Consider the following 8,954-nt stretch of genomic DNA (forward strand, 5'->3'; position numbering starts at 1 on the left):
CGGCATCAGCCGCGAGGGACAACATTGGGCGCGGGCTTCCACCTGCACGCTCACGCGACCCCACCACGGTGCGCAATCCCATTGCCAGGCACTACATCTGACACGGGACCGCTCAGCTGATTAGAGACGCTTCAGGTACGCCTGGCCGAAGTGGCCATTGCCGAACTGCCTCGCGGATATCTGTAGGGGCCGTTCAGGCACTCTGGGGCACGTGACACGGTCCGGGAGGCGCGAGCGGTGAGCGGACTGCGACCGCTCTCCCTTCTGGGGTGCCCGCTGTAGTCGATCGCGGCAGGAACGCCGGATTACAGTGGACTTTGCAGTCCATTTTGAGGAGGCGGATCATGCGCGGGGAGTTGACGACGAAGGGGAAGGCGACGCGGAGCCGGATCGTCGAGGGGGCTGCGGCGGTGCTGAGGGAGAAGGGTGTCAATTCGGCGACCCTGGACGACATCATGGCGCGGACCAGCACCAGCAAGAGTCAGCTGTTCCACTACTTCCCGGCCGGCAAGGACGAACTGCTCGTCGCCGTTGCCCAGTTCGAGGCGGATCAAGTCCTGGAGGACCAGCAGCCGTACCTGGGCTGCCTGGACTCGTGGGAAGCCTGGGAGCAGTGGCGGGATGTGGTGATCAAGCGTTACGAGGCCCAAGGGGACGAGTGTCCGCTCGGGTCGCTGTTTCTTCAGATCGGGCGCTCGACCCCCGGGGCGCGGGCGATCGTGATCGAGTTGATGCGCCGCTGGCAGGAGAGCCTGGCGGCGGGCATCCGGGCGCTGCAGGCGGCTGGCCGGCTTCCCGCCGAGTTCGATGTGGATGCGAGGGCTGCCGCGCTGCTGGCCGCGATTCAAGGGGGCGTGTCGATCCTGCTGTCGACGGGTCAGTCCACCCACCTGCGCGCCGCTCTCGACCAAGGGATCGCGGACCTGCGCCGCGCGGGCAGCGCGGTGCCGTGACCTGGCGCCTGGACGGTTCACACACCAGCCTCGGCCGTGGCCGCGTATGAACGGGTGTGGGTGGCTTCGCTGAAGCCACCCACACCCGGGGCGGTACCGTGCGTCAGCTGGCGATGACGGCGACGGTGGTGCGGCCGCCGTCGACGTCGAGCACGATGCCGTGTACGAAGGCCGACTCGTCACTGGCCAGGTACACGGCGGCGTTCGCGATGGCGTCGGGGGTTCCCATCCGGCCTGCGGGGGTGCCCTTCATCATGACCTCGCCGGGGTGGATCTCGCCGGGGGCGGGCGTCAGCACGACACCCGGGGAGATCGCGTTCACGCGTACGCCCTGCGACCCGAACTCCGCTGCCCAGGCCCGGGTCAGGGTTTCCATCGCTCCCTTGGTAGAGCTGTAGAGGGCGCCGACCGGAATACCCAGGCGCGCAACCCAGGAGCCCAGGTTGATGATCGCTCCGCTGCCGGCCTCCACCATGGCGGGTGCGACGGCCGCGGTGAGGAAGAACGGGGCCTTCACGTTGACCGCGTAAACCTGGTCGAAGGTCTTCTCGTCGGTGGCTGCCGTGGCGTCTCCGGGGTAGACGCCTGCGTTGTTGACCAAGACGTCGATGCGGCCACCTAGGACCCGCATCGCCTCCCGGGCCAGGGCCTGCGATGCGGCGGCACTTCCGTCCAGGGCGGCCTGCGCGAAGTCGGCGCGGCCGCCGCGGGCACGGATGCCGTCGACGACGTCTTTGCCGCGCCCGGCACTGCGGCCCGAGACGACGACGTGCGCCCCCTCGGCCGCGAACGTCTCCGCGATCGCCCGTCCGATGTTGCTGGTTGCTCCGGTCACCAGGGCGGTCTTGCCCTCAAGGCGCGTCGACATGGTCCACTCCGTTGCTTGGTTCTCCGCTACGAACCCGCACGGCCGAACCACATGCCGCGTTCGACCGGTCGGGGCCCTGGAAAGCCAGGGCGCAGTGACACTGTGCGACGACAAAATTGGACCTGCAAGTCCAAAATCTGGGATGTTCCGGCGCTGTGCAATGGTCCAGCCCCGACGCCTGACCGGCGTACACGCCTACGACCGGCGGCTCAGGACACAACGAGGAGCTGATCGGGCGGCCCATCGCCGGGCGCCGCGAACAGGTGGTGCTGGCCACGAAGTTCGGTCTCGCCAACCGCTTGGGCGAGCCCACCCGTGTCCGCGGCGACGCCGCCTACGTGCGGCAGGCGTGCGAGGCGTCGCTGCGTCGGCTCGGGGTCGGCCACATCGACCTCTACTACCAGCACCGGGTCGATCCGCAGGTGCCGATCGAGGAGACCGTCGGCGCCATGGCCGAGCTGGTGCAGGCCGGGAAGGTCCGCCACCTTGGGCTGTCCGAGGCCGGCGCGCAAACGATCCGGCGGGCGCATGCCGTGCACCCGATCGCCGCCCTGCAGAGCGAGTGGTCGCTGTGGACCCGCGAGCTGGACGCGGAGATCGCCCCGGTCTGCCGCGAGTTGGGCATCGGCGTGGTCCCGTTCTCCCCGCTCGGGCGCGGCTTCCTGACCGGCCGGTACAACTCGGTCGAGGGGCTGGCGGAGACCGATGTACGGCGCGGCCAGCCGCGCTTCGCCGATGGCAACCTCGAACGGAACCTGGCGATCGTCACAAAGCTGAACGAGCTGGCCGCGGCGAAGGGAGTCACCGCCGGCCAGCTCGCCCTGGCCTGGGTGCAGCACCGGGGCGACGATGTGGTGCCCATCCGCGGCACCCGGCGGCAGCGGTACCTGGAGGAGAACCTCGCCGCCCTTGCCGTCGAGCTGTCCACCGAGGACCTCGCCTCCATCGAGGCCGCCGCCCCGCCCGAGCAGGTCGCGGGTCCCCGCTACGACGCGACCAGCCTCACCTTCGTCAACCGCTGAGCCGACCTCGGCGCTCTGTTCCGGACCGGTTCCGGCCACTCCCGCCCAGTGAGCCGGTCCTGAACGTTGTCGTCGTCGCATGCGCGCGGACGGGTCGCTGCGCCGCGGGTGCCGGCCGATGTCAGGCAGCCTCTCCCGTGTGGAATCCGACCACAGAACACCGAGCGGCCGCCTGGGGAATCAATCCGAGCAACTCCCAGGCCGCCTCGAGCACCCACTGGTGAGATTCAGATATCGCCATCTGCAGCCCGGGGTGCTCGACCGGCCTGTCGATCCGCGGACCGACGGAATCGCATCCAGCAAGGGCAGAAGCTGGGTGACGTCGTTCCGGTTGCCGCTGGTGAGGAGGACCGCGAGCGGGGTGCCGTGTCCGTCGGTGATCACATGGTGCTTGGAGCGGGCCCGGCCTCGACCGGCGACGGGCCCGTGTGGAGCCCCATTTAGCGCCCTGACGTGGGAGGGGTCGACCGTCCACCGTGCTGCCCCGGCCGAAGGCCGTCACCAGTGCTGGTGACGGCCTTCGGCGGAGAGTCCCTTGTGGTGGTCAGGGGCAGCTGATGCGGGTGTCGCCGGTGTCCGTCGTGCAGGTGTCCGTGCTGTAGCCGCCGTTGGCGGTGTCGTTGCCGGAGATGTTGTCGACGGTGTTGAGGTTGTCGGTGCCGTAGTTGCCGATCAGGTTGTCGTTGCCGGGGCCGCCGTTCAGGGTGTCGTTGCCGTAGCCGCCGTCGAGGCGGTCGTTGCCGTAGCCGCCGTACACGGTGTCGTTGCCGTAGCTCGCGTTGACGCTGTCGTCTCCGCCGAGGGCGCAGATCACGTCGTTGCCGAAGGTGCCGTTGAGGGTGTCGTTGCCGCTGGTACCGATGATCGTGCAGCCGCGGGAGTTGTTGACGGTGGTGGTCCGTGTGGCGGTGTTGTTGCCGGGGTTCGGGTCGGTCTGGGTGGCGCTGAGCGTGGCCGTGTCGGTGAGGGTGCCGGTGGCGCGGGGCTCGACCACGACCGTCACCGTGGGGTGGGCGCCGGGGGCGAGGGTGCCCAGGGAGCAGCTCGCGCTGGTGGCGGTGGTGGTGCAGGTGCCCTGGCTCGGGGTGGCCGAGACGACCGAGGCGGCGGGTCCGGCGAGTGTGTCGGAGAGGAAGACGCCGTTGGCGGTGGCGGTGGTGCTGTTGTTGACGGTCACGGTGTAGGTGGCGCGGTCGCCGATACTGACCGTGGTGGGACCGGCCTTGGTGACCGACAGGTCCACGCCGGAGGGCGGCGGGGGCGGCGGCGGGGTACCGGTGCCGCCCTCGTAACGGACCAGGGCGAAGTCGGTGTTCGAGCCGCCCTGGCCGGCGGCGACGATCTTGCCGTCGGACTGGATTGCGACGCCGCGGGCCTGATCGCTGCCGCCGAAGTCGGTGGTCACCAGGCCGCCGGTGCCGAAGCCGCTGTCCGGGCTGCCGTTGGTGTTGTATCGCAGGACCGCGAAGTCGCCGCCGGGGCCGTTGCTGCCGGCGACGACGATCCTCCCGTCGGGCTGCAGCGCCACGTCCTGGGCCCCGCCGCCACCGGGGGTGAGGACCCGGCCGGCGTTGCCGAAGGTGGTGTCCAGGCTGCCGTTGACGTTGTAGCGGGCCAGCGCGAACCTGCCGCTGCTTCCCCCGGCCGCGACGATTCTGCCGTCGGGCTGGACCGCCAGCCCCTCCACGGACTCGTAGTCACCGAAATCGGTGCGCTCGATGCCGTCGCCGCTGAAGCTCGTGTCCAAGGTGCCGTTGGCGTTGTAGCGGAGGAGGACGAAGTCGAAGCGGGTCGTCCCGACCTCACCCCCGACAACGATCTTTCCGTCGGGCTGCAGCGCCAGGGCGCGCGCATCGCCGCCCTCCTCCGGCAACTCCGGCGCCGGGTCGTTGGTCACCATGCCGTCGCCGCCGCCGAAAGTCTGGTCCGGGGTGCCGTCGTCGTTGTAGCGGGCCAGCGCGACCCCGGCACCGCCATAGCCGACGGCAACGATCTTGCCGTCGCTGGGCTGCACTGCCACGTCCATGGCCTCTTGCGGGGCGCCGAAGTCGGTGAACACCCTGCCGTCGCCGCCCCCGAAACTGGTATCCAGGGTGCCATTCGTGTTGTACCGGGCCACCGTGAACCAGCAACAGTTCTCGTAGCCTTTCCAGCTGCCGCCCACCACGACGATCTTGCCGTCGGGCTGCAGCGCCACGGCGTGGGCCTCGCTCCACTGGAAATCTGGGTTCATGTTGTTGATGGCGGTCGTCACGGTACCGTCGCCACCGAAACTGGTGTCCAGGGTGCCATCGGCGTTGTGACGGGCCAGCGCGAAGTCGCTCTCAAATACCGAATAATCGGCGGAAGCGCCGACAGAGACGATCTTGCCGTCGGACTGCACCGCCACGTCGTTGGCGTGATCGTCGTCGGCGAAGCTGGTGAGCACCCTGCCGTCGCCGCTGAAGGTGGGATCCAGGTCGCCCGGGGCGGCGGCCGCGGTGCCGGGCAGGGCCAGGACGAGCGCCAGACCGGTGGCCGCCACGACCACGGCCCGGGCCGCCCGTGACCGGCGGCGTCTTCCCCAGAATCGGCGCAACGCCGGTCGCAGATGAGAGGTCAGCATGGGCCGCAGCTTTGCGACAGACGCACAACAATCCGCCCGTCGCTGGGCCGCGTTGCGCTCACTGGACGCCGGAATCCACCCCCGCGGGTGAGAAACCGTGCCGAGGGCGGGCGAAACGTCAGGTGAGGGCTTATTGCGCCCACGGGGCCAGGACCGCGGCACGGCCCACTCAAAGACGGGGCCCCGCACGCAGTTGTACGGGGCCAGGCTTGCCCGGTTGTCACTCCGCTTCCGCTGGCCACGGCTGGACCGCTTCCGCGTACGGCGCGTACAGGTCGGCGCGGCCCGCGGGGTCGTAGTCGTGGTCGGCGTCCTCCTTGTTCTCGTTGTCGCGCTGGCCGTGGAGGGTGCAGGGAAGCATGCTGAACGTCGTGCTGACCCACGGTTGTGTGCCCGGCGACGGGGGCCCGACGGCCCCGAGGGCCGGTGCTCAGGTCCGTCGTTCCTTCCGCACCTGTTGCCGCGCCGTGCGCAGGGCCAGCGGCGCTGCGGCTGCCCAGGCCTGGGGCGAAGAGGAATGCGGGTAGGGAACGGGCCCTGTGGTGGCAAAGCGGTCGTAGCCGGCGATGACCTCGGGCAAACGGTAGCCGTGATGGGCCGCTGCCGCGATGAGGCCCTCGGTGACGGTGTCGACCTCGTCGGCGAGCTTGTAGCGGGCGAGGCCCAGGGCGATGACGGCGTTGTCGTGGGGCCAGGCACTGCCGCGGTGGTACGAGAGAGGGTGGTACGGCTTCTGTCCGGCGGCCAGGGTTCGGATCGCCCAGCCGGAGAAGAAGTCCGGTGCCAGCAGGCGTCGACCGACCCGGCGGGCGTGCTCCGCGTCGAGGATCCCGGACCACAGCAGGTGGCCGGCGTCCGAGGCCAGGGCGTCGACCTGTTGTCCGCCGCCGTCCAGGGCGAGAGCCGGGAAGTCGGCTTCCGGCATCCAGAAGTCCTTTGTGAAGCGGCTGCGCAGTCGGGCGGCGGCGTCACGCAGCCGATGCGCGTACGGCTTGTCCCGCCAGACCTCGTGGGCGAGTTCTGCTGTGCGCTGGAGTGCGTCGTAGGCGTAGCCCTGGGCTTCGGAGACGGCGATGGGGCCTTTTGCTTGTGTGCCGTCGGTGAAGCAGATGGCGCCTTGGGAGTCCTTCCAGTTCTGGTTGACCAGCCCGCCGGGGTCCGGGGTGTAGACGAGGTAGCCGTGTTGTTCCAGGCCGCCGTCGGTGAGCATCCAGTCCACGGCCTGCCGGGCGTGCCGCTCCAGGCGTAGGGCGAGGGTGCTGTCGCTGGTTGTCTCGTAGTGGGCGTGGAGCAGGACCAGGAAGAGCGGTGTGGCGTCGACGGCGCCGTAGTACCGGCCGTAGGGGATCTGGCGGAAGTGGGCGAGTTCGCCGTGGCGGGTCTCGTGGACGATGCGTCCGGGCTGTTCGCCGCTGAAGGTGTCGTAGCGCTGCCCCTGGGTGGCGGCGAGTGCGCTCAGCGTGGCGGCGGCCGTGTCGGGTCGGTAGGGCAGGAGGAAGTAGGAGGTGAGCAGGGAGTCGCGGCCGAACAGGGTGAGGAACCACGGGATGCCGGCGGCGGGGACGTGCACCTCGTCACCATCCACGCCGGTGACCGGGATGGTCAGCAGGTCCACGTCGGCGAGGCCCCGTTCGCAGCTGCGGCTCAGGTCGTCCGTCGCTGTCGGCGCCTGCCGATGGGGGTGCGGCACGGCAGGCGCTTCGAGCGGCAGCCCGTGCGGGTGGGCACGGACGGTCAGGTGCAGCTCGGTCTCGCCGTGCCCGTCGAGCCGAAGGTGCCAGCTGAGGGTCCGCGCAGTGGACTGCGCCGCTCCCTGCGCCGTGTCGACGGTGTCCGGGGCGGGATGGCAGGTGAGGGTGGTCCGGGCGTGCCAGTCGGCCCGGTGGTAGTCGAAGTGCAGGCCGTCGGGCGTGGTGTGGGCTGTGTACCGGCCGCCGGGCTTGGCGTAGTGGCGGTCGTCGGCCCGCAGTTCGAACAGGTCGGCGAAGTCGGCGTCGACGGTGAGGTCGAGGCGGGCGGTCACCGGGTCGGGAAGGTTGCTGACCAGGCGCAGACGTTCGGTGAGCGTCCCCGCGGTGACGGTCTGTCGACGGAAGACGGTGTAAGCGGGTGGTTTGTCCCGCGTGCCCCGGGGGGTGAGGACGCACTCGGCCGTGTCGTCCGTCGCCGCCTCGGCGGGCACCAGGGCGATGGGGCTGCTGCCGTCGACGGCGAGCTGCCAGCGGCTGAGGTGACGGGCGTCCCTCAGGAACAGTCCGTCGGGTGTGGTGCCGCGGGTGCCGCTGATGGCTGCGTCGGGGTCGAGGCGGACGAAGGTGGCGTCGCGCACCAGCTGGACGCGGTGGTCGGCCGCGGTCATGGCATGGGCTCCTTCGGGTCGGCGCACAGCAGGTCGAGCGCGAGGGCGGCGGTCCAGGAGAACTGCCGGGACCCTCGTCCGGCGCCGGTGGTGGGGTCGACGTATTCGGCGAACCGGGACCGTCCTGCCTCCGCGAGAAAGCCCTGCCGGAGGCGTTCGGCGGCCGTCTGGAGACGGTGGGTGTGCAGTCCGCGCTGGATCAGCCAGGCCGTGTTGAACCAGGCCGGGCCGCGCCAGTAGCGCTGGGCGTCGAAGGCGTGACCGGTCAGGTCGTAGCTGGGGACCAGCCGGGTGGCCGCTGCGCCGAAGTGCGGGCCGTCGAGGGTTTCCTGCAGTCGCCGGACGATGTCGTGCGGCAGGCCCGGCACGACGAGCGGGATGAGGCCGGTCACGCTGCGCTCGTCGACCAGGGTGTCCGTGTTCAGGTCGCGGGCACGGAACAGGCCGGCGTCGTCGTCCCACAGCCGGGCCACCAGCTGCCGGGTCAGTTCGTCGGCGCGTGTCGTGTGAGATGCGTCGTCCGTGCCCAGGTCGCGGGCCATGGCGGCGAGGGCCCGCTCGCTGACGATGAGCAGGGCGTTGAAGCAGGGGTCTTCCACGGCGAAGCTGTGTTGCAGCGCACGGTCGTCGTAGCCGGCCTCGCGATAATCCGTCGCCAGCCGGACATAGCGGCCGTAGTCCAGGTCGGTGGGCCGGTCGGCGGGCTGGCCGTGGTTCAGGTCGGCGCGGTGGAAGGCGTCGGGCGCGGCGGGCTCGACGCGCTGCAGGGCCTGGTCCCAGCAGGGGCTGTTGTCCATGCCGGGCTCCCAGGGGTGGACGACGGCCGCCAGCCCTCGGCCGCCGAGGTCGCGGCGGGTGAGGAGGTAGTCGTGCCACGCGGCGAGCCGTGGATAGGCACGGGCGAGGAAGCCGCGGCGCCGGGATTCCTGCGGGTCTGCCTGGTGCACGAGCCAGGCGGACAGGGCGTGCACGGGGGGCTGGACGATGCCCGAGGTCTCGGGGGCGGGGGGCGGGGGGGGCGGTGCGGTGCGGGGGGGGGGTTGGGGGGGGGGGGGGTCGGTGATGCGGGCGTGGGCGAGGTCGGCGTGGAGGGTGAGGGTGGCCTGCGGGCCGAGGTCGCGTTCGGTGACGGTGGCGTGGATCTGGT

At 70.6% G+C, this 8,954-nt stretch carries 6 protein-coding genes and 2 pseudogenes; 2 read left to right on the forward strand and 6 right to left on the reverse strand.

The window, feature by feature from the left end:
- The first annotated feature begins 344 nt into the window (after positions 1 to 344).
- The gene (locus AB0D27_RS44215) at positions 345 to 953 is read left to right on the forward strand and encodes a TetR/AcrR family transcriptional regulator (RefSeq protein ID WP_362521004.1); all 609 of its coding nucleotides are present in this window, start codon (positions 345 to 347) and stop codon (positions 951 to 953) included.
- Between the two features lie 103 nt (positions 954 to 1,056).
- Here AB0D27_RS44215 and AB0D27_RS44220 read toward each other — a convergent pair whose 3' ends face one another.
- The gene (locus AB0D27_RS44220) at positions 1,057 to 1,821 is read right to left on the reverse strand and encodes an SDR family oxidoreductase (RefSeq protein ID WP_362521007.1); all 765 of its coding nucleotides are present in this window, start codon (positions 1,819 to 1,821) and stop codon (positions 1,057 to 1,059) included.
- A 200-nt stretch (positions 1,822 to 2,021) separates the two neighbouring features.
- On the opposite strand from AB0D27_RS44220, the pseudogene AB0D27_RS44225 reads away from it, so the two are divergent.
- Positions 2,022 to 2,843, forward strand: a pseudogene (locus AB0D27_RS44225) (aldo/keto reductase); the annotation flags it as partial.
- A 273-nt stretch (positions 2,844 to 3,116) separates the two neighbouring features.
- Here AB0D27_RS44225 and AB0D27_RS44230 read toward each other — a convergent pair.
- From AB0D27_RS44230 to AB0D27_RS44250, 5 genes and pseudogenes are all read right to left on the reverse strand, one after another.
- Positions 3,117 to 3,239: pseudogene (locus AB0D27_RS44230) on the reverse strand (transposase); the annotation flags it as partial.
- 148 nt (positions 3,240 to 3,387) lie between these two features.
- On the reverse strand, positions 3,388 to 5,448 hold the full coding sequence (locus AB0D27_RS44235) for a calcium-binding protein (RefSeq protein WP_362521010.1): 2,061 nt from the start codon (positions 5,446 to 5,448) through the stop codon (positions 3,388 to 3,390).
- A 220-nt stretch (positions 5,449 to 5,668) separates the two neighbouring features.
- The gene (locus tag AB0D27_RS44240) at positions 5,669 to 5,809 is read right to left on the reverse strand and encodes a hypothetical protein (protein ID WP_362521013.1); all 141 of its coding nucleotides are present in this window, start codon (positions 5,807 to 5,809) and stop codon (positions 5,669 to 5,671) included.
- A 69-nt stretch (positions 5,810 to 5,878) separates the two neighbouring features.
- Positions 5,879 to 7,807, reverse strand: a complete 1,929-nt coding sequence (locus AB0D27_RS44245; protein WP_362521016.1) for a glycogen debranching N-terminal domain-containing protein — start codon at positions 7,805 to 7,807, stop codon at positions 5,879 to 5,881.
- A partial coding sequence (locus tag AB0D27_RS44250; RefSeq protein WP_362521019.1) for a trehalase family glycosidase occupies positions 7,804 to 8,954 on the reverse strand: 1,151 nt, incomplete at its 5' end. The genes AB0D27_RS44245 and AB0D27_RS44250, both read right to left, overlap by 4 nt.

The organism is Streptomyces sp. NPDC048415 (assembly GCF_040651675.1).
Lineage (GTDB): Bacteria > Actinomycetota > Actinomycetes > Streptomycetales > Streptomycetaceae > Streptomyces.

Bases quoted from the DNA above. Each gene is read 5' to 3' on its own strand.
- AB0D27_RS44220 (WP_362521007.1), bottom strand. From the start codon at position 1,821: ATGTCGACGCGCCTTGAGGGCAAGACCGCCCTGGTGACCGGAGCAACC.
- AB0D27_RS44215 (WP_362521004.1), top strand. From the start codon at position 345: ATGCGCGGGGAGTTGACGACGAAGGGGAAGGCGACGCGGAGCCGGATC.
- AB0D27_RS44235 (WP_362521010.1), bottom strand. From the start codon at position 5,448: ATGCTGACCTCTCATCTGCGACCGGCGTTGCGCCGATTCTGGGGAAGA.
- AB0D27_RS44245 (WP_362521016.1), bottom strand. From the start codon at position 7,807: ATGACCGCGGCCGACCACCGCGTCCAGCTGGTGCGCGACGCCACCTTC.
- AB0D27_RS44240 (WP_362521013.1), bottom strand. From the start codon at position 5,809: ATGCTTCCCTGCACCCTCCACGGCCAGCGCGACAACGAGAACAAGGAG.